This is a genomic window from Cytobacillus firmus NBRC 15306 (assembly GCF_001591465.1).
GTDB lineage: Bacteria > Bacillota > Bacilli > Bacillales > Cytobacillaceae > Cytobacillus > Cytobacillus firmus.
This window is the reverse complement of record NZ_BCUY01000009.1, coordinates 54,511-73,650: the sequence shown is the minus strand read 5'-3', so window position 1 is coordinate 73,650 and position 19,140 is coordinate 54,511. Positions and strand designations below refer to the sequence as shown.

22 protein-coding genes are annotated in these 19,140 nt (G+C 40.3%); 7 read left to right on the top strand and 15 right to left on the bottom strand.

Annotated features, from left to right (window positions below; translation table 11 throughout):
- Window positions 1–36 precede the first annotated feature (36 nt).
- The 5 genes from spoVAE to BFI01S_RS04635 all read right to left on the bottom strand — a co-directional run bounded on the left by spoVAE (window position 37) and on the right by BFI01S_RS04635 (window position 3,071).
- Window positions 37–393, bottom strand: coding sequence for a stage V sporulation protein AE (gene spoVAE / locus BFI01S_RS04655; protein ID WP_061791563.1), 357 nt, complete (start codon window positions 391–393; stop codon window positions 37–39).
- A gap of 13 nt (window positions 394–406) precedes the next feature.
- Window positions 407–1,420, bottom strand: a complete 1,014-nt coding sequence (gene spoVAD, locus BFI01S_RS04650) for a stage V sporulation protein AD (protein ID WP_061791562.1) — start codon at window positions 1,418–1,420, stop codon at window positions 407–409.
- Window positions 1,420–1,893, bottom strand: coding sequence for a stage V sporulation protein AC (spoVAC, locus tag BFI01S_RS04645; protein WP_061791561.1), 474 nt, complete (start codon window positions 1,891–1,893; stop codon window positions 1,420–1,422). The genes spoVAD and spoVAC overlap by 1 nt, the downstream gene beginning before the upstream one ends.
- A gap of 15 nt (window positions 1,894–1,908) precedes the next feature.
- Window positions 1,909–2,382 carry a YhcN/YlaJ family sporulation lipoprotein gene (locus BFI01S_RS04640; RefSeq protein ID WP_061791560.1) on the bottom strand — a complete coding sequence of 158 codons (474 nt, stop codon included), beginning with the start codon at window positions 2,380–2,382 and terminating at the stop codon, window positions 1,909–1,911.
- Window positions 2,383–2,717: 335 nt separating this feature from the next.
- Window positions 2,718–3,071, bottom strand: coding sequence for a DUF1360 domain-containing protein (locus BFI01S_RS04635; protein ID WP_061791559.1), 354 nt, complete (start codon window positions 3,069–3,071; stop codon window positions 2,718–2,720).
- 130 nt (window positions 3,072–3,201) lie between these two features.
- Between BFI01S_RS04635 and BFI01S_RS04630 the strand changes: the two genes are divergently transcribed.
- Window positions 3,202–3,705 carry a CotY/CotZ family spore coat protein gene (locus BFI01S_RS04630; protein ID WP_061791558.1) on the top strand — a complete coding sequence of 168 codons (504 nt, stop codon included), beginning with the start codon at window positions 3,202–3,204 and terminating at the stop codon, window positions 3,703–3,705.
- 64 nt (window positions 3,706–3,769) lie between these two features.
- On the opposite strand, the gene BFI01S_RS04625 is transcribed toward BFI01S_RS04630, so the two are convergent.
- The 4 genes from BFI01S_RS04625 to mgtE form a co-directional block, all read right to left on the bottom strand.
- A complete protein-coding gene (locus BFI01S_RS04625; protein ID WP_235831098.1) occupies window positions 3,770–4,315 on the bottom strand; it encodes a CotO family spore coat protein in 546 nt (181 codons plus the stop codon).
- A 103-nt stretch (window positions 4,316–4,418) separates the two neighbouring features.
- Window positions 4,419–5,189 carry an enoyl-ACP reductase FabI gene (fabI, locus tag BFI01S_RS04620; RefSeq protein ID WP_061791556.1) on the bottom strand — a complete coding sequence of 257 codons (771 nt, stop codon included), beginning with the start codon at window positions 5,187–5,189 and terminating at the stop codon, window positions 4,419–4,421.
- Between the two features lie 139 nt (window positions 5,190–5,328).
- A complete protein-coding gene (locus BFI01S_RS04615) occupies window positions 5,329–7,188 on the bottom strand; it encodes a monovalent cation:proton antiporter family protein (protein WP_061791555.1) in 1,860 nt (619 codons plus the stop codon).
- A 12-nt stretch (window positions 7,189–7,200) separates the two neighbouring features.
- Entirely contained in the window at window positions 7,201–8,580 is a 1,380-nt protein-coding gene (gene mgtE, locus BFI01S_RS04610; protein WP_061791554.1) for a magnesium transporter, read from the bottom strand.
- A 243-nt stretch (window positions 8,581–8,823) separates the two neighbouring features.
- On the opposite strand from mgtE, the gene prpE reads away from it, so the two are divergent.
- A complete protein-coding gene (gene prpE / locus BFI01S_RS04605; RefSeq protein WP_061791553.1) occupies window positions 8,824–9,558 on the top strand; it encodes a bis(5'-nucleosyl)-tetraphosphatase PrpE in 735 nt (244 codons plus the stop codon).
- A 26-nt stretch (window positions 9,559–9,584) separates the two neighbouring features.
- On the opposite strand, the gene BFI01S_RS04600 is transcribed toward prpE, so the two are convergent.
- From BFI01S_RS04600 to BFI01S_RS04585, 4 genes are all read right to left on the bottom strand, one after another.
- Window positions 9,585–10,469, bottom strand: coding sequence for an RluA family pseudouridine synthase (locus BFI01S_RS04600; protein ID WP_061791552.1), 885 nt, complete (start codon window positions 10,467–10,469; stop codon window positions 9,585–9,587).
- Window positions 10,470–10,508: 39 nt separating this feature from the next.
- On the bottom strand, window positions 10,509–11,303 hold the full coding sequence (locus tag BFI01S_RS04595) for an NAD kinase (protein ID WP_009331194.1): 795 nt from the start codon (window positions 11,301–11,303) through the stop codon (window positions 10,509–10,511).
- A gap of 26 nt (window positions 11,304–11,329) precedes the next feature.
- On the bottom strand, window positions 11,330–11,968 hold the full coding sequence (gene yjbM, locus BFI01S_RS04590) for a GTP diphosphokinase (protein ID WP_048010943.1): 639 nt from the start codon (window positions 11,966–11,968) through the stop codon (window positions 11,330–11,332).
- 143 nt (window positions 11,969–12,111) lie between these two features.
- Window positions 12,112–12,489 (bottom strand): UPF0738 family protein, encoded by a 378-nt coding sequence (locus BFI01S_RS04585; protein ID WP_061791551.1) that lies wholly within the window; start codon window positions 12,487–12,489, stop codon window positions 12,112–12,114.
- A 197-nt stretch (window positions 12,490–12,686) separates the two neighbouring features.
- Between BFI01S_RS04585 and BFI01S_RS04580 the strand changes: the two genes are divergently transcribed.
- From BFI01S_RS04580 to BFI01S_RS24735, 5 genes are all read left to right on the top strand, one after another.
- A complete protein-coding gene (locus tag BFI01S_RS04580) occupies window positions 12,687–13,277 on the top strand; it encodes a CYTH domain-containing protein (RefSeq protein ID WP_061791550.1) in 591 nt (196 codons plus the stop codon).
- 32 nt (window positions 13,278–13,309) lie between these two features.
- Window positions 13,310–13,951: a lytic transglycosylase domain-containing protein gene (locus BFI01S_RS04575; RefSeq protein WP_061791549.1), complete on the top strand. Its 642-nt coding sequence runs from the start codon at window positions 13,310–13,312 to the stop codon at window positions 13,949–13,951.
- 246 nt (window positions 13,952–14,197) lie between these two features.
- The gene (locus tag BFI01S_RS04570; RefSeq protein ID WP_061791548.1) at window positions 14,198–14,602 is read left to right on the top strand and encodes a globin domain-containing protein; all 405 of its coding nucleotides are present in this window, start codon (window positions 14,198–14,200) and stop codon (window positions 14,600–14,602) included.
- Window positions 14,603–14,604: 2 nt separating this feature from the next.
- Entirely contained in the window at window positions 14,605–15,474 is an 870-nt protein-coding gene (locus tag BFI01S_RS04565) for a ClpXP adapter SpxH family protein (protein WP_061791578.1), read from the top strand.
- Between the two features lie 299 nt (window positions 15,475–15,773).
- On the top strand, window positions 15,774–15,947 hold the full coding sequence (locus tag BFI01S_RS24735; protein WP_488175167.1) for a hypothetical protein: 174 nt from the start codon (window positions 15,774–15,776) through the stop codon (window positions 15,945–15,947).
- Window positions 15,948–15,991: 44 nt separating this feature from the next.
- Here the strand turns inward: BFI01S_RS24735 and pepF are convergent, their stop codons facing one another.
- Window positions 15,992–17,809, bottom strand: coding sequence for an oligoendopeptidase F (gene pepF / locus BFI01S_RS04560; RefSeq protein ID WP_061791547.1), 1,818 nt, complete (start codon window positions 17,807–17,809; stop codon window positions 15,992–15,994).
- Between the two features lie 122 nt (window positions 17,810–17,931).
- Window positions 17,932–19,095: a competence protein CoiA gene (locus tag BFI01S_RS04555; protein WP_235831099.1), complete on the bottom strand. Its 1,164-nt coding sequence runs from the start codon at window positions 19,093–19,095 to the stop codon at window positions 17,932–17,934.
- Window positions 19,096–19,140 lie beyond the last annotated feature (45 nt).

Here is a 19,140-nt window from a genome sequence, read left to right as displayed (position 1 = left end):
TTAAACGTGCATTCCTGGGTATTTTCCTAATGTCATTTAGCCTTTCGGCTTGAAAATTAGTGCACCGATAAAACCGAAGATAATGGCTGCTGAAATACCTGAGCTGGTTACTTCGAACATTCCGGTCAATACGCCGACAAGTCCATGCTGATCAGCTTCCTGAAGGGCTCCATGGACAAGGGAATTGCCAAAGCTGGTTATCGGGATTGTCGCTCCTGCCCCGGCAAAATCTGAAAGTGGTTCATAGAGTCCCACACCATCCAGAACAGCTCCTATTACAACTAAAAGACTTAATGTATGGCCTGGTGTCAGCTTAAAAACATCAAACATTATTTGACCAAATACGCAAAACAGGCCTCCAATTACAAAAGCCCAGAAAAACATAGGCAGCATACAAATTCCTCCTCTAAGTCATTTCGATAGAAACAGCATGAGCAATACAGGGAATGCTTTCATTCTGCTGGAATGTCAATGGCGATAATAGTGCACCTGTTGCGGCAACAAGGATTCTTCTATAAGCCCCTCGCTTCATTTGATTCAAAAGATGTCCGTATAGGACAGAAGCCGAGCATCCTGCACCGCTCCCTCCGGACTGGACTGGCTGATCATCTTTATAAATCATTAACCCGCAATCCTTAAATTTTTCTCTGTCTATTTTCAATCCATTATTTGCGAGCAGTTCATAAGTGGTTTCCTGGCCAATTCTTCCAAGGTCCCCTGTGACGATCAAATCGTAATGGGATGGATCGAGCTGCATGTCCTTAAAATGTGCAGTAATGGTATCTGCTGCTGCAGGTGCCATGGCTCCTCCCATATTAAAAGGGTCTGTCAGTCCCATGTCGATAACTTTGCCGATTGTGGCAGAAGTGGTAACCGGCATATTTGAACCAACTGCTTTCGCTGAAATCAGAGCCGCACCTGCACCTGTTACTGTCCATTGGGCTGTTGGGGGCTTTTGACCTCCATATTCTGTCGGGTATCTGAATTGTTTTTCAACAGCGGCATTATGACTGGAAGCACCTGTCAAAACGTAATCAGCACCTTGGTAATTAACAATAAAGGATGCCAGCGCAAGTCCTTCCATTGAAGTTGAACAAGCTCCGAATATCCCGAAATACGGGATTTGAATCGTTCTTGCACTTAAACTTGAAGGTGTGATCTGATTAATTAAATCCCCGGCAATATAAAACTGAACATCCTCCTTTTGGATATTTGCCTTATTTAAGGCCGTCTGTCCCGCCTCTTCCAAAAGGATTCGGTGTGCTTTTTCATAAGAGTCTTCACCCATCCATAAATCATCATGAAGAACATCAAAATCCTCTGACAGGTTGCCGTTTGCCTCAAATGGCCCGCCGGACACACCAGCAGCTGCAATTACCGGGCGGTTTTGAAAGACCCAAGATTGTTTTCCCTTTAGCATTAAATAACCCCCCAAATAATTAATAGCGTTTTAATCAGGGCCACTACAAAAGCCGAAAACACTCCAAATAGAATAACCGACCCAGCAAGCTTGAACATGTTCCCGCCTACTCCCAGCACAAAACCTTCGGTACGATGCTCAATAGCTGCTGAAATCACAGCATTTCCAAAACCCGTTACAGGAACTGCGCTGCCTGCTCCGCCAAACTGGCCCAATCGATCATAAACGCCAAAACCTGTCAGCAGCATGGAAATAAAAATCATGGTAGCAACAGTTGGATTTCCAGCTGTCTGTTCCGTGAAGTTAAAAAAGTAGATATAAAAGTAAGTGATTGCCTGTCCGACAACACAGATAAGCCCTCCTACCCAGAAAGCACGAATACAATTTTTCAAGACCGGGCGCTTCAGCTCATGTTTTTGCTCAAGCTGCTCATATTGCTGCTGTTCAGGTGTTTTATTTGCTTTTTTACTCATGCCCCTGCTCCCTTCCTATGTCATTTCCTTTTTAAGTTTAATGATTTTATCAAGCTTTTTTTTCGCTTTCTTGTCAGTAAAATCAGGATCTTTCATTTTTTCCTGAAGTTCCACCGCTTCAATAAAGATCTTATAGTCACTTGATACAATGAAATTCTCATCTGGATACTTTTCCTCAAGCATTTTTGTCATTTTCTTTTCAATTTTTTTCATGTGGAATCGCTGCAGGTGCTTCACTTTATAAGCAACAAGTGTATCCCCATTGCTTTTGACCACTGCAACATCATAAAGTTCTTTCATTTTTTCAACATCATGCTCAATGTTTTCAACTAAATCCAAATTTCCCTTTGTATTTTTATCAATTAATACTGCAGGAGGATGAGTCGTTTTGAGGAGCGCAAGGTCGCTGTCCGTCACCTTTCCGTCTCCGCTGCAGCCTGATAATAAGATCAATGAAAATGCAATAAATGATAAAAGTCTTTTTTTCATAATAGTCCCTTCCTATGTAGAATCTTTTATTATATTGTCCTCGAAATGTTTTGGATTTATGAATATTTATATCCATCCTATTTTTACCAGAAATAAACAAAAAAAATAGCCGGAAATACCGGCTCCTGATTTATCATTGTTTTTTTCCACAGCCGCATCCCTTTTTCTTTTTCTTTTTCTTGCTGACCGGCTGTGATTTTTCCGATTGCTGATTATTATCCTTATTTAACATCGATGAAGCCCTCCATAAACAATAATTTTCCTCTAATTAAATTATGCTGAGCCTCAGGAGCTTGTGTAAAACAAATGCCTAATTAAATATAAATAGACTTATGCTAGTCAATAAGCTTTTGCACAAGAGTTTCTATAATAGCTGCAAGTCCCGCAACTGCTAAAATAACCAGCACCGGAGCTGCAAAAGATGCATACAAGTAATAGGAAGCATATAAAAATACGGCACTCCATACACCAGTACACCAATAACAGCTTAAAAGCTCCCCGAAAAAACTCCGAACTCTTCCTTCTTTCACTACCCAATAAACTTCTATTTCCCCGTTTTCATCTTTTTCTCCCACTTCTTCCAGAAAAGGCTTGCGCAAAAATTCGGTAATTTTATCAAATACAATCAGTCTGGTCAGCCTGAAGGCTGCAAGAGCCAAAATCAGGAGCTCCATAGGTGTTATGTCCATTTTTTTCACCTCAATTATAAAAAATAGCCTATTTTTTGAAAAAACAAGGCGTTTGTCCGTAACCCATAGGGCACTTTGGCAATATGTTAGTAGTGTAGACCACAAGAAACAAACAAGGAGGAAAACAAAAATGGGTTGTGGAAAAAAAGACGACTTCAAAGGCAAAAGCTGTGTATGTGAAGTACTTCGTGCTATAAAAGATATTCAAGATAACGCAGATGATTCGTGCGAATGCCCTTCAAACTGTTTCCTGGAGCCGCTTGGAGCAATATCACCTTCAAACAGAAAGCGCCATAAGCGTCCAGATACACGCGTATTCACATTAAAAACTGCGGACGGGTCACCATTCCATGCATTCTTTACAGGAAATGACTGTGCTTGTGTATCGATTTTCTTCAGAGTAGAAGAAGTATTTGATAACTGCTGTGCAGTGCTTCGCGTTCTGGAGCCAGTAAACAGAAAATCTGGCCCGGACAAAACAGTAAACCTTGTTGATGAGTGCTGCATCGACTTGAAAAAGGTATGCGAAGTTGACTACTTCCGCAGTACAAATGACTGTGTTACCGTTGATTTAACATGTTTCTGCGCTGTTCAATGTATTGCAGATGTTGACCTGGATATCTGTGAAGACTAATTAAAAGAGGCCAGCCGAACATTCGGCTGGCTATTTTTTTGCCGGCCTGCTTAAGAATTTAGGTCTACCTTCTAAGGCCGATCATTTTGACTGCATTTAATGATTGAAGTTTTAATCTTTCAATACTTTCATCAAATAACTTGATCTCGATCCATTCTTCATTTTTTGAAACCAGAAACCCCCTTATGGCCTTTTCCCCAGTTTCAAATATGCATGGTATGGGCGGAAGCTGTTTTGGGAAATCAATTAAGTAATCCAGGCGCTCAAGTGTATCCATTTCCTTAAAACTTTTTACCCGATTGAAAGCTGGTTTTCTTTTTTCAGTCGTAAAAGCAAAGGATGCACCTTTTTTCTCTTCTCTCCCTGATTCAAACTCTTCAATGGCTTCCTGCACTTCCATTTGCCCTGCAGTATTTTCGATTTTTTCTTTCGGCCCCTTTTGTTCCTCTTTAGTGCCAGCCAAATCCAGTAAATTTTGTTTCTGTTTGCGTTCCTGCTCTGCTTTTCTGCTGGAATAGATTGTCTGCATCCTGTTTTCAGGAATTTGAAAATTAGGCTGCTGTATATAGAATAACGGCTCCTTTTCTCTTTTCTCAGTCAATATGCCCACCTCCTCAATGGTTATGGTTCATCGTATTATATGTATGCAGAAAATGGGCTTTCGTTTCTGAGGAAATAAAAAAGCCCGCTCAAATTAGAGCGGACAAATTCTATTAAAGAATATGATAACCGGAATCTACGTGAATATTTTCACCCGTTATTCCTCTGGACAGGGTGCTGAATAAGAACAGAGCAGTATCTCCTACTTCTTCAGGAGTTGTGGTTTTGCGGAGCGGAGCTTTTTCTTCAATTTCTTTAAGGATTGCATTAAATTCGCTTATTCCTTTAGCAGAAAGAGTCCTGATTGGTCCGGCTGAAATGGAATTAACCCGGATTCCATCCTTTCCAAGATCATTAGCCAAATATTTGACGCTTGCATCAAGGGAGGCTTTTGCTACACCCATAACATTATAATTCTTCACAACCTTTTCACCGCCAAGGTATGTGAGAGTCACAATGCTTCCGCCTTCTGCCATTAATCCCCTTGCTTCCTTTGCAACGGCAGTCAGGGAATAAGAGCTGATATTATGAGCCAGCAGGAATCCGTCTCTTGTTGTGTTCATGTATTCTCCCTGAAGTTCTTCCTTATGGGCAAAGGCGATGCAATGGGCAATCCCATGAATTAAACCAGCTTCCTCCTTAATTGTGCTGAAACATTTCGCGATGTCTTCATCACTTGTTACATCACATGGAAGCACCAATGATTGGGCATCCTCCAATGATTCAGCCAATTCGCGAACACTTTTCTCCAGTCTTTCTCCCGCATATGTAAAGATTAAACGGGCACCAGCATCATGAAGAGATTTGGCAATTCCCCATGCAATGCTTCTTTTATTAGCTACACCCATTACGACGAATGTTTTTCCATTTAAAGAAAGAGTCATTATAAAATCCTCCTGAGTTATTATTACATGTTATTAGTACCTAGTGCTAATTGTACATCAATTCTGCGCAAAAGAAAAGCCGAAAAAAATCCTATTGTTATTGAAGGATTTTTTCGGCCAGAAAGAAGTCAATCAGATTCTAACACCATTCACAAAATTCAAGTTCCCGTTTTAATTCATCAACATATTCCTTAGTTCCAGTAACAATCAAGCGGTCATTGACATGCAGTTCAGTATCTCCGTGCGGAACAATGGAATCCTTTCCTCTAAATATCCGGACAAATATTACATCCCCTGTAAACGGGAATCTCCGAAGCATCATGCCTTCAAACTGCTCATTCTTTAATCGGATTTCATATAAAGCCGTCTCCTGGTTCATTAATATGTTCACCACACTAGGTGACTCGATTAATGCACGAAGCAGCGCCTTAGAGGAAAGAATGGTTGAAAATAGTTCTATATCATGTTCCCGAAGCGTTTCTTCCATATCAGGGCTTTCCATCCTGCAAATGACCCGGTCCACTCCCTTATCTTTGAAAGCAATGGATAATGTAGCATTGGTTTCTTCATCCCCTGTGGAGATTACAACAATATCCGAATCAAAAGCCTCTGTGCCTTCGAAATTTTCAATATCAAACTCATCAACTTCAATGATATCAAATAAAGAGTCCGCTATCTGCTTTTCCGCCTTTTCCTGCTTCTTATGATATAAAGCCGGCTTGTAAAGAGATGATTTAAGCTCATTATAGATCGGCATAGTTATTTGGTTAGCACCAATAAAGGACACTTTAAGCTTCTTCTCTTCGGCAGCTTCCTGAGGAAATAGCTTTTTAAAAACAACAGGTGTGAATATACTTGTTATGACAGCAACTAAAATCAATGTGCCGCTCATTTCTGCGGTAATAACACCCATTCTTTCACCTATAGTTGCTGCAGCAATAACTAGGGAAAGAGTTGACGTTAACAAGAAACCTGAGGCGATAACCGTTTTGATGTCATACCATCTTTTTAAAATATAAATCGGGATAAGCTTTGACAGCAGCAGAGCAATCAGCAGCAATGGTATAAGCATAAGCATTTTGGGATCTCCAAATAAAGTCCATACGTCCAGCCCTACCCCAACCATTACAAAGAAAATCGGTATAAGGAACCCATATCCAAAAGAATCCAGCTTTTGGATCATTTCCTGATTTGGCGCCAGCAGGGATACAAGAACCCCGGCAAGGAATGCACCTAAAATATTCTCTGCCCCGACTGTTTCTGATAATGCCACAAGGAAAATAATTAGTGCAAATACTGCTCTTGTTCCAATCTGAACTGTCCCTGTCGACATCGCCTCAAGAAAATTAAGGTTTTTAAACCTTCTGCCCAGGAAATACAGCAGTACGCCTACAACAAATAAGATGAGAAGCAGCCATGTATTTCCTCCGCCTTTATCATTTAGAGAAACAAATACAGCCAGCAGAATCATTGTAGCCAAATCTGCTATAACTGCGATTAAAAGAATAATTTGGCCAATGCCTGTTTTCATTAAATGTGCTTCCTTGAGAGTCGGAACCACAACTCCTAGAGAGATGGTTGAAATAATTAAAGTCATTAAAAAGGCATTATCAATGAAACCTGCCCAGACAAATAAATAAGAAAGTCCTAATGAAACAAAAAATATCCCTATAAAAACAATTGAAGACACTGCAAATGAATTTGGCTCAATTTTTCCGCTGGGCAGCTTTTCTCTCTTCTTTGCCGAAGAAAAAGCTGTAAAGTCAATCTCCAGTCCGCTCAGGAACATTAGAAATATAAATCCAAGTGTCGAAAGAGTTTCCAGCCACATATCCTCATGGACAATATCAAAGCCGCTTTTACCGATAATTAAACCAATAAGAATCTCAGCCACCACTACCGGAATAAAATTAACCTTCAGCCGGTGCAGTATAATCGGCGTAATAAAAGCGGCTAGAATAACAATGACAAGCGATGCAACCGATGCCCCATGTTCCATAATATAACCCCCTTAACCTGTTAAATAACTCATAAATAATGTCGCCATTCCAAAATAAATTAAAATACTGATCAGATCATTGATGGTTGTAATAAATGGACCTGACGCTACAGCCGGGTCAATTTTCATTCTGTGCATTAGTAAAGGGATAAGCGCACCGGCAAGGGTAGCTACAATTAATGTAAACAAAATTGAAACGCCAACTAACACGCCCAGGAAGAAATTTCCTTTCCAGAAGTAAACAATGAAAGTAACAAGGATACCGCAAATGCTTCCATTAATTAATCCAGTACCGGCTTCCCTTATTACCAGTTTCCATTTATTTTCTTTTTCCAGGTCGCCTGTTGCAATCCCCCGTACAGCAACGGCCAATGCCTGAGTCCCGGTATTTCCAGCCATCCCTGCAATAAGCGGAATGAAAACAGCCAAAATGGCCACTTTATCCAATGTGTCCTCAAACCTGCCTATAAGGCTTGCAGTTAACATACCCAAAAACAGCAGGATGATAAGCCAGGGAAGCCGTTTACGCGCAGCAGAAACTGGATTCCGGTCAATATGATCCATATCGGATACAGCAGCTAATTTGGAGTAATCATCAGATGCTTCTTCTTCCATGACGTCCATGACATCATCAACTGTGATAATGCCCAGCAAATGGTTTTGAAAATCCACAACCGGAACAGCCAGGAAGTTATAGTCCTTAATTTTTCTTGCAACTTCTTCCTGATCCTCACCCACCGATACCGAAACTACTCTGTCATTGGTTATTTCCGAAATCATCGTATCATCGTCACTTACTATTAAATCCCTTAATGAAATGACGCCCATAAGCTTTTTTTCGTCATTAACAACGTACACATAATAAATAGTTTCAGCCCTTGGCGCTTCATTCTTTAAAATATACATAGCAGAACGAACAGTCTGATTGGCTGACAGAGAGACAAATTCGGTTGTCATAATACTTCCTGCTGTATATTCTTCGTAATGAAGCAAATCCTTAATTTCTTTTGCCGACTCATCATCCATAATGGTTAAATAGCTGACAACCTGGTCTTTATCAAGTTCATTTAAAACATCAACCGCATCATCGGCATACATTTCTGAAAGCATATCTGCTGCATAATGGGGATTCATTTCTGCAAGAACGTCTTTATAATCTTCTTCCTCAATCTCCAGATTTTCAAAAAGAGCTGCCATTTCTTCAGGAGATAGATAAAGATAAATTTTTGCACGGATGTCCTCATCCAGATCTTTAAAAAATGAAGCCTGATCATATGGATGCATATCAAGAAATTCATTCCTGAAGGTATCAATTTCTTCATTTTGTAAAGATTGGATTAAAAGACTGGCATTGATGTGGGAACCTGATTTTTCCTCTGCACGATCTTCCATACAAAATTAACCTCCTCTCATGCCATAAAGCATCCATACTCTGTTGAATAACAGGAAAATGTACTTCACTATACTAGCAAATCTTTGTTTTTTTGTCGTCTCTGAGCAATCCACAAATATAATTTTCCCATTCTTTGAACATAAAACCGTTCAAGCTTTTTCTGCTGCTTGAAAAATAAAGTGTCATGATAAAGATTATGAAAATTGATATGATAACAGTAGAACTTTAAAGGAGCCTAAAAAATGAGACTTGATATTATTGGTGATATCCACGGCTGCTTTGCTGAATTTAAAGAGCTGACTTTAAAGCTGGACTATAGCTGGAAAAAGGGATTCCCTGTCCATCCAAGCGGCAGAAAACTGGCCTTTGTCGGAGACTTAACAGACAGAGGCCCAGAATCATTTGCAGTCATTGATGCAGTATATAACCTTGCAGCAAACAACATGGGATACTATGTCCCTGGCAACCATTGCAATAAACTCTACCGCTTCTTTTTAGGGAATAAAGTGCAAATTACACATGGACTTGAAACAACGGTCGCTGAATATGAGCAGATGGCCTCCCAAAAACAGCAGGAGGTCAGACAGAAATTTATGGAGTTATATGAAAACGCACCTCTATACCGGGTACTCGATAACAACAAACTGGTTATCGCTCATGCAGGAATTAAGGAAAGCTATATCGGCAAACATTCCTCAAAAGTAAAAACCTTTGTTTTGTATGGTGATATTACAGGAGAAAAAAATCCTGACGGCACACCTGTAAGGCGGGATTGGGCAAAAGAGTATGAGGGTGAGGCTTTAATTGTCTATGGCCATACTCCCTTAAAGGAAGTGAGGAGAATTAATAACACCTATAATATTGATACAGGCGCTGTTTTTGGCAATAAATTAACCGCGCTTAGATATCCGGAAATGCAATTACTATCTGTCCAGTCCCGCATGCCTTATGTTGAAGAGAAATTCAGGAAGATATAACTAAAAAGGCCGGCAAAGGCCGGCTTTTAAAGAAGACAATTCATATCTTCAGGAAGCTTTTGTTCAAATTCAAGGGTTTTGTCCAGGAAGGGATGTTCGAAGGAAAGACTGCAGCAGTGCAGCGCCTGCCGCCTGATGAACCGCCTTGAGCCCCCGTATAATTCGTCACCTGCAAGAGGAAAACCAAACCATGCCAAATGAACTCTGATTTGATGAGTTCTGCCAGTTTCAAGTTTCAGTTTTACATGCGTAAATTCTTTATGCCGGCTGATGACCTGATAATGTGTACATGCGTACTGGCCTTCCTCACTGACCTCCCGCTCAATTATACTGTCTTTCTTACGCGCAATCGGCTGTTCTATTGTTCCTGCATCCGGGCAGATTGAGCCTTCCGCAAAGGCTTCATACATGCGATGGATTTTCCGTGAGCGCTGCTGTTCGCTAAACAAATGATGTACATGCCTGTGTTTAGCAATCAGAACCAGGCCAGATGTATCTCTATCCAATCGTGTCACAATATGGGCAGCAGACTTTAAGCCAATTCGCTGATAATATCCAATCAGCCGATTAGCCAGACTTCCAGAGGGATGTTCTCTGGAAGGAATGGAACTCACACCTGCCGGTTTATTTACTACAAGAAGATAATCATCTTCATAAAGAATATCCAGGGGCAAGTCTTCCCCCTTCATGCCTTCACTCGGAACTTCTTCAGGGAAACCAACCTGAAGGACATCACCTTCCTTTAACACATAGCGGACATTGACTTCCTGACTATTCACTTGAATGAAGCCGCCTGCAAATTTTATATCTGTCAATGCAGTTTTGGAAATATGATTGTCTTTTAAAAATTCCCTGATTAACAAGCCCGCCTGCCGGGCTGTAATTTTCCATTGTAATTCAAAACGCGCCATGAGCTGTAGGCTCCTGTTCTGTCAGATGGTGACCTTTCTTCAATCAGCAACAAAAGAATCGTGGACCCTTTTCCAGAATGGAAATGGCCTGAACCTGGCAAAACGGATCTTCTCATCTGCCACTCTGAATTGAATTGATTTTACATCTTTATGAAGAAGTGTCAGATGATCAATAGTAATTTGAAAATCCGGTTCATTCACAGGCTTCAGCATGCATGTATGGTGGGCCGGCAGTACGAGGGGCGAGCCCACTGTACGGAATACCTTATTATTAATGGAAGCCATTTCAGCAAGCTGGATGGCAGGCAAAGAAGGATGCAGAATAGCCCCTCCCAGCGCCTTATTATAAGCTGTACTTCCTGATGGTGTAGAAACACACAGGCCATCTCCGCGGAACCGTTCAAAATGCTGGCCTCGTATTTCCACATCCATAACTAAGGTACCTTCTACAGCCTTGACCGTAGATTCATTTAATGCAAGATAACGGGTTTCTTTCCCGCCATGCTGGTAGCGGATAATCACTTCAAGGAGCGGATATTCAATTACCTGATACGGGGTTTTGGCAATTGCAATGACAAGCTTTTCTATTTCCTCCGGAACCCAGTCTGCATAAAACCCAAGATGGCCTGTGTGTATACCAACAAAGGCGGTCTTGTCCAGGCGGCTGCTGTATCGGTGAAAGGCATAGAGTAAAGTGCCATCCCCGCCTACCGATATGACTATATCAGGCTCTTCTTCATCATATGTAAGCTCGAAGTCCAATAAATAGGTTCTCATTTTGTGCATGAGTGTATTCGATTTTGAATCTCCTTTTGAGGTAATGGCAAATTTCATCTTATCCAAGCTCCTCTTTTATACTGTTAGTTTTCTCCCTTTTGCTGTTTTTCTTTTTTTCTTGTAAAGAATGCCTGGGCATCCTGGATTTCACCGCGAATGAGTGACATTTCTTCATCAAGCCTGAAAGCAGCCTCTGCCGCCCGCTGAAGCCTCATCTGAATATCCTCAGGAAATTGGCCCTTATATTTGTAGTTGAGGGAATGTTCAACCGTGGCCCAGAAATTCATGGCAAGAGTTCTGATCTGAATCTCCGCAAGTATTTTCTTTTCTCCCTTGATCGTCTGAACTGGATAACGGATCACGACGTGGTAAGAACGGTAACCGCTGGCTTTTTTATGAGATATATAATCTCTTTCTTCAACAATTTCAAAGTCATTTCTTTGTCTTAATAGTTCAACCACTCTCTTAATATCATCAACAAATTGGCACATCATTCTTACACCGGCAATATCCTGCATTTCTGATTCCAATCTGTCGAGTGGAATGCCTTTTTGATTTGCCTTATCTAAAATGCTGGCAATTGGCTTTACCCTTCCGGTAACAAATTCAATCGGAGAATGGGAAGAATCCATTTCAAATTGGCTTCTCATGCCCTTTAGCTTTATTTTCAACTCTTCAACCGCCTGCTTATATGGCGCCAAAAATAAGTCCCAATGCTTCACCTGCAACACCACCAAATATCCGAAATAAAAAAGATGGCAACCGTACTGCACCTGCTGGCAGGTGCTTACATGCTCCTGTAAATCAGCAAAATAGATATCTGTTCAAATACATAGCCTATTTCTATATCCAAGTATTAAGCCGCTTAAACATTCAGCTGGAATAAATTCTCTACTTTTTCTACCATTTCATTTCCGTAATTGCTGTTCCCTCGGATATTTTCTATTAAGTCTCCTAATTCCTCATGAAATCCTGCAAGCTCAAGGCGAACTTGATTAATGTCAGAAGCATAAACCCTCATGTGGCCATCAAGTGCCTTTTTTAATTCCGGCCAGACTGTTTCCGGAAGGGAAATATATGTATAGTCATCGTTTTTCTCTGCTATATAAATAAATGAAAGATTGTCGGAATCAGCTAATATTTGCTGCATAGCGGTTAAACCTGAAACGGTCCCAGACTCTATTCCCAAGATTAATTCTTTTCCTATCCATTCTGCATTTACAATTGTAAGTTTCTGTTTCATTTTTCTACCTCCATTGTCATTACTATTCTATCGCAGATTTTATGGACAGTAAAACCCCTGCTGCAATTTTTACAGCAGCAGGAAGCAAACTCCCCTGAATGAATTTATCACAAGCCTAAAAAGATCTTCAAAGGATTGAAGTCCATGCTTAATAAGGAGATAATACAGATAATTACTTATAGCTGAGGTGTACAGGCTTGTCTAATAAAAATATTGAAATCGAATTTAAAAACATGATCACCACAGATGAATTTACCGCTTTAATGAATTTTTTGAATTTAAGAAGTGAAGATTTTTCTGAACAGGAGAATCATTATTTCGATACACCTGATTTTTTATTGAAGGAAAAAGGAAGTGCCTTAAGGATCAGGCAGAAGTACGGCTCGTTTGAATTGACTCTTAAACAGCCCCACCCTGAAGGGCTGCTGGAGACGAATGAGGATCTTTCTGAGTCTGAAGCAGCAGAAATGATTCAGACCGGGAATATCCCAAGGGAACAGATAAAAAAGTCCTTAGAAGAGCTTGGCATAAAGACAGATAACCTTCGATACTTTGGCACTCTCACAACAAAACGTGCAGAAAAGGAATACAATAAAGGGTTGGCTGTTCTTGATCACAGCCGCTATTTAAACAAGGAAGATTTTGAGATAGAATTTGAAGTAGATGATCGGAAGGAAGGCCAAATGGTTTTTCTTAATTTACTTCAGCAGCTTAACATTCCTGTCAGGAAGACCGAAAATAAAATTAAGAGGTTTTATAACGAAAAATACAGACAGCAAAAGGCCTAATAGAAACTGGCCTTTTGCCAAGGAGCAATACAATGAACATAGATCAGCTAAAACTATTGATGGAGCTGCAGGCACTGCAAGGCTTCAATAACTCTAAACAAACAAATGCTTCTAACCCTCTGTTTCAAGAGCTGCTGGCAGGGCTGGTTTCGGAAAACAATGGTTCATCACATCAAACCACTGGCGGACTTGGAGCAGTTGTGTCTTTAAAGCCTTATATTAGCGCTTTACAAACCGATTCTCCTGCAGCTGCTGCTCTACCGCCTGTTAAGCTAACCAAGTTAGCCGAATCTTCAAAAAGTGATTTTGATGATCTGATTCAAAAAGCATCAGATATGTTTAATGTACCTGTAAATCTGATTAAGTCAGTCATTAAGCAGGAGTCAAACTTTAATCCGAATGCCGTCAGTCATGCAGGTGCTTCCGGCTTGATGCAGCTAATGCCGGAAACAGCCAGGGGGCTTGGTGTTAGAAATATCTTCGACCCTGCAGAGAATATTTTTGCAGGAGTCAAATATTTACGGCAAATGATGGACAGATATGGGGATAATGTTGAACTGGCACTGGCAGCCTATAATGCCGGACCTGGAAATGTAGATAAATACGGGGGTATACCGCCTTTTAGAGAAACCCTAAATTACATAAAGAAAGTTACCACTTCGTTTATGGCTTAAGCTTCCTGACTGCCGCCCGATTTACCGGGCGGCTTTTTCATGTGCTTTTTTAGAAAATGTTCCGGATTGACAGAAAGGGCTTAACCCATACTAAAAAATAAGCTGGCCAAGGAGACGTTAATAGGGTACAGTAAGCTATTTGTTTGAGATATAAATCCCTCATTGTTAAAATATAAAGAGATCACAGCAATTGATATTAAATAAGAAGTTTTTTCAAATGATTAACTCATAAAAGGAGTTTTAAATATGGCCGAGAAAATGCACACTCCCTTCGACGCTATTGGTGAGGAAAAGCTTCACCAGCTGATTGACGCTTTTTACCTGCGCGTAGGACAACATCCTGATCTCGTTCCTATTTTTCCAGATGACCTGACAGAGACAGCCAGAAAACAAAAACAATTTATGACTCAGTATTTAGGGGGGCCTCCTTTATATACTTCAGAACATGGACATCCGATGCTCCGCGCGCGGCACATGCCTTTTCCTATAACAGAAACCCGGGCTAGGGCCTGGCTTTCATGCATGAATGAAGCGATGGACGAAATCGGGCTGGATGGACATTTGAGGGAAGACTTTTTTTCCAGACTTGTGCTCACTGCTCAGCATATGATCAATACACCTGATGCCGGCGTGAAAGGTGATAGCCCGTGAATATGCCAGAATCCAATGAAATCAAGTTTACATCACCACATTGCTACGGCAGTGAAAAAAAACCCATAGAAGTCTATATGTTTGTTGACCCCCTTTGCCCTGAATGCTGGGCTCTGGAGCCAACCTTAAAAAAGTTACTGATTGAATACGGCCGCTATTTTTCCATAAAGCATGTATTAAGCGGCAGGCTGGCAACTTTAAATATGGGGAAAAGACAAAACTATGAAAACATTGCTGATTTGTGGGAAAAGACAGCAAGCCGCTCTGGAATGTCATGTGATGGAAACCTCTGGTTCGAGAATCCAATTTCTTCACCACATCTGGCTTCAGTTGCAATTAAAGCGGCTGAATTACAAGGGAGAAAAGCTGGCATCAGATTTTTACGCAAGCTTCAGGAGGTTTTATTTCTTGAAAAGCAGAATGTGTCAAATTTTGAAGTTTTAAAGGATTGTGCTAAGGAAGTCGGTCTTGATGTAGTAGAATTTGTTTCTGATATTCATTCAGATAGTGCAGCCAAAGCTTTTCAATGCGATTTAAAAATAACATCTGAAATGGATGTTCAAGAAATACCCACTCTTGTCTTTTTCAATGAAAACATAGAAGATGAAGGCATCAAAGTAACCGGATATTATCCTTATGAAATTTATGAACAGATTTTGGAAGAAATGCTGCCTGCTAAACCTGAGCGTGCTCCTCTGCCGCCCCTGGAATATTTCTTGAAATATTTTAAGCTGGTGGCCAGTAAGGAGATCTCCGTAGTATACGATATGACAGACAGCGAAGTGAACAAGGAAATGAAAAAGCTTCAGCTAAAGCAAATCGCTGAATATGTACCTGCAAAATACGGTAATTTCTGGAGATATTCCGGGTAATCTCAAAGCTGTGCAAACTGCACAGCTTTATTTTTTCATGAAAAAACCATGCAGTCTAATGCACGGCTCTTTCACAATTTATTTTTTTACGAACAAAGGGGATGGGAGAAATTTTTCACGTCCAAACAAAAGGGGTAAATGCTTGCATGTGATCAACTTCACATCTGTACTATATCATGACCAAAATGAACAAGGCAATTAGTTTGTGCCCCTTTTCACAATATTGTCAAAATCAAGTCATGACACTCTGGACAACCGCATAAAATAATTGTAAATATGTACAAGGAGGAGACTGCAATATGAAAAAGCTGCCTGTATTTCTGATGCTGATGCTCATTTTAGTCTCCTTTATTTTGAATATTTTTGGCCTCATGAAACTTATACCCATCTTCATTACGTCACCTATTCTATTTATTTCACTCCTGATCTTATGTTTATATTTGAATGACCGAAGGAGATTTAAGGGGTTTTGAACATCACAAAAGGTGCCGGGCAATTTAGCCTGGCACCTTTACTATTAAGAAAGCAAGCTTTCCATTTCATTAAGCTTTTCTTCAAATACTTTGCAGGCATCTTCAATCGGCTTGCTGCTCGTCATATCAACTCCGGCTTTCTTTAGCACTTCAATTGGGTAATCCGAGCTGCCGGACTTCAGGAATTCAATATATCTGTCAACTGCAGGCTGACCTTCCTGAAGAATCTGCTTGCTTAATGCCGTAGCCGCACTAAAGCCTGTTGCATATTGATAAACATAATAATTATAGTAGAAATGCGGAATTCTGGACCATTCCAGGCCGATTTCCTCATCAATTACGATATCTTCATCCCCAAAATACTTCTTATTAAGTTCATAATATTCTTTAGTCAATGAATCTGCAGTCAAGGCTTCATTGTTTTGCGCCTTTTGATGAATAAGATGTTCAAATTCTGCAAACATGGTCTGGCGGAAAACAGTGCCTCTAAAGCCTTCAAGATAGTGATTCAGCAGATACAGCCGCTTCTTATCATCATCAATTGTTTTTAGCAGATAATCGTTTAAGAGGGCTTCATTACAAGTAGAGGCAACCTCTGCAACAAAAATTGAATAGTTTCCATAAGGGTATGGCTGATATTTTCTTGTATAGTAGCTGTGAACCGAATGGCCAAATTCATGAGCCAGAGTAAATAAGTTGTTCACATTGTCCTGCCAGTTCATTAGTATATAAGGGTTGGTGCCATAGGTTCCCGAAGAATAAGCCCCGCTCCTTTTGCCTTTATTCTCATGAACATCAACCCACCTATTTTCAAAACCCTCTTTTAAAATATTTAAATAGTCTTCACCAAGTGGCTTTAATCCATTTAAAATCAGATCTTTCGCCTCATTATAAGGAATCTCCATTTTTACTTCCTTCACTAAAGGAGTGTAGAGATCGTACATATGAAGCTCCTTAACCCCAAGAACCTTCTTGCGGAGTTTGACATAGCGATGCAGCAAATGCAGGTTATCGTTAATGGTATTGACCAGATTTTCGTAAACACTTTCAGGAATATTGTTCGCAGAAAGGGCAGCTTGGCGCGCGGAGTCATAATTTCGGATCTTTGCGTTGAAATTATCTTTTTTTACGTTTCCGCTTAGAGTGCTTGCAAATGTATTGCGAAACTTCCCATAAGTCTCATATACAGCTTTGAAAGCATCATGCCGGACACGCTGCTCATCACTTTCAAGAAAACGGCTGAATCGTCCATGAGTAATTTCGACTTCTTCCCCATTCTCATCTTTAATGGACGGAAACTCCAAATCAGCATTATTCAGCATGCCAAATGTATTACTGGAAGCCCCAAGCACCTCGGAAGCCTGAGCAAGAAGGGATTCCTGCTCAGCAGATAATACATGAGGTCTTTGTAGGTTAATTTCCTCCAGGGAATGTTTATATAATTGCAGCTCGGTTTTTTCCTTTAAATAGCCGGCAATCTTCTCTTCATCTTCAGCAAGCAGTTCAGGAACAATATAGGCAAGTGCACTAGCAGCTTCAGAATACAAATTTTTAATTTTGTCATCCAATCCCTGATAAAATGAATTTGTTGTATCCTGGTCATAACGCATATGGGCATATGTATAAAGCTTCCCAAGGCGCGAAAGTAAATGATCCTGGAATTGAAGCGCTGCATATAATGTTTCAGCACTTTCCCCGAGCCTGCCCTGATACTTTCCTGCATCCGGAATCAGCTTCTGTACTTCATTGTATTCTTTGTTCCACTCGTCATCAGAACGGAAAATATCCTCCAAACGCCAGGTATCTTCAGGTGAAATCTCATTCCTTGCCGGCAGTTTCTTTACAGTTGTTTCATTATTCATAAATTCATCCTCCATTCAAAAGTCCCATTACACTATCTTCTCTTTGAAGAAAAAAGTTCCTGCTTTTTAAAGAGCAAAAGTGGAAGTCTTTGATTATTTTATGTTAAATAAGTCTTTTTCATTTATTTGCCCTGCAAAATCCTTTGAGTGATGCCTCTATAAAAATCGTCCTCTATTTGGATTATACCGGAGTAATAACCAGGCTCACCGCTTAATGCAGCTTTTTTGTATAAACCTTTTTCTGCATGTTTAACAATGTTTAAGTTAATAAGGACATCAAGATATTCTTTAATTGCATGGATTTCGGACCCGGTTTGCACAAGTGGGATTGACCTGATTTTTATATCATTATTCTTTACCCTGTTGCAAAAGGCTGCAATCATCTGCGGAAGTGAGAAGGGCCTCTCTTTGCCGATTATATCCATAAACAAATAACTCTGCCACTGTATAGGTGAGGTTTCTATAAATGGAGAATGACGGACAGGAAGGCCAATTTCAGGCGGAAGGAACGCAGGAGCAATTGAGCGGGAGTATAAATACTGAAGAAAGTTATTTTTAATAGCACCGCTATTTTGTGAAAGGGAATTCTTTATTTTCCGAACCTCTTTCTTCCATTCATCTATATTTATATCATTTTTAAAATATGGATCAAATAATATATCTGCTTCTGCATGGAAAATAGGTTTTACATCATAATGCGCGCAGGCATTTCTGACGGTGAGGGGCTGGATATTGTGAATATTGATAAACGATTTTGTGGTGGGGCAAAAAGAAGGGATTACCCAATGGCCTGAAGGTGTTTGCCGAAGGAATAGGTACTGGAAACCAGATAAAGAAATTTTTGATTTTCCAATACGCTTAATACTTTTCCCAGCCAGTATCCAAATTGGAACGATGCCTGCCTGAAAGTATGCTTCTGTCCGCTTTATAAATAACTCCTCCGAAATGCTTGAACATTGATATTCCAGAGCATAATGTACACCTTCATAATGGACACTGATATCCGGCCGCTGTGATATTTCCGGATAATATGGCTCCAGAGTTGGATTTAAACCTTTTTTCTTTAGCCATTTAAACAATAGCACCTTTCCGGAAATATGGTATTCTGATTCCCTTTCATACCTTTCCGGACATTCAGAACCCTTACTGTGGCTGAAGTGCGGGATTCTCTTTTTTCCGATTTTCATTATTACTTTCTCTTTGCATTCCGGGCAGAAAAAGTTGTGTTTTTCCCTGTATTGCTGTAAAGAAGGGATACTGTGTGAACCTATAAGGTTTATTCGCACCCCATTCTCTGTTGAGGCAACTAACAAATGATCATCTCCTTTCTT